This window comes from Salinicola sp. (assembly GCF_982684285.1).
This window is the reverse complement of the sequence record NZ_CEXLVS010000498.1, coordinates 1-1,172: the sequence shown is the minus strand read 5'-3', so window position 1 is coordinate 1,172 and position 1,172 is coordinate 1. Positions and strand designations below refer to the sequence as shown.

Genomic DNA, 1,172 nt, shown 5'->3' with positions numbered 1-1,172 from the left:
CTTACTCAACGAAGTTTGTTAGCTGGATGCTCTACCCTATTGGTTGACCTTAACCTCTATCATCCTAGTCTTAAACATGTGCTTAATATCGATGAAGACCTATCGGAGTCCGACTTACTCGAGCAGCCAGAGTTAGTTTCGCAGGAAAACATGTCCATAGTCGTTACAGGCGTGCCCGCCCCTACTCAACGTGACGTCACGATGAAACTTCGTCAACAGGGCGTACTCGAATACTGTATTAAACAATGGTTAAACTCGTACGATAGAGTAATTATTGATACTTCTCCCATCAACCGAGTGAATGCCAAAAACATCCCGACAGAACGCATTGCAGAGGCTTGTGATGGTTGTTTGGTGGTTGTATTGGCCGGTAGCACAACTGAAGCAATGATTGTCAGTGCAATCAATAAACTGACAACGACCTCTGTTCGACTATTAGGTTGTATTTTCAATGACCGTGATAATCCCACCTTAAAAAATGAACTTCTTAGGCAAACTAAACGTTTACGGCCTCGGTTTGACAAGTTAGCAGACCATTTAGAAAATTGGCTCCGGAAAAACCATCTTTTATCATTAGATGTGTAATCAATTATGAAACGGTTACTATTCGAATCTAAAACCCCTGCGACACTGGCATGCGTTAGCGAGTTACGTCATTCGCTAACGTCAGTACTTGCGTATTGTGTTCATAGTGAGCAAACCCAACAGCAGATTCTAGTGTGTTTGTCGGAAGCATTAACCAACCTAGTGCAGCATAATACGACGCGTTTTCTAGAAGTACGTTTTTGTCAGGATAGTCATCGTTGGTGGCTGGAAATACTTGATAATGGGACAGTATGGGATCCTAGTCTAACTAGCTCAGCCCATGATCTTGAGACGATGACAGAACACGAAAGTGATCGAGGCATCGCCTTATTACACACCTTGTGCGAGCAAATAACATATCAGTCCACGGCGGAAAAACCTAATCGTCTTACATTAAGTTGGCAACGCCCGAATATACGCTCTAAACCCAGCTTACTTTTAGTGGAAGACGACACCAGTCTGTGTCGCCTCTATCAAGAGTTTTTAACTGATAACTATGAGATACAGACGGCTAAAGACGGTTATGAAGCGCGTGAAATCATCAAGACTCAACATATTGATCTCATTATTTCTGATATTCAAATGCC

The 1,172-nt window shown here is 42.6% G+C and carries 2 protein-coding genes; both read left to right on the top strand.

Annotation, left to right across the window (positions count from 1 at the left end):
* A partial coding sequence (locus tag AC3AYF_RS21430; RefSeq protein ID WP_487780489.1) for a tyrosine-protein kinase family protein occupies window positions 1-585 on the top strand: 585 nt, incomplete at its 5' end.
* 6 nt (window positions 586-591) lie between these two features.
* Window positions 592-1,172 (top strand): ATP-binding protein (locus AC3AYF_RS21425; protein WP_487780488.1); only part of this gene is annotated, 581 nt, incomplete at its 3' end.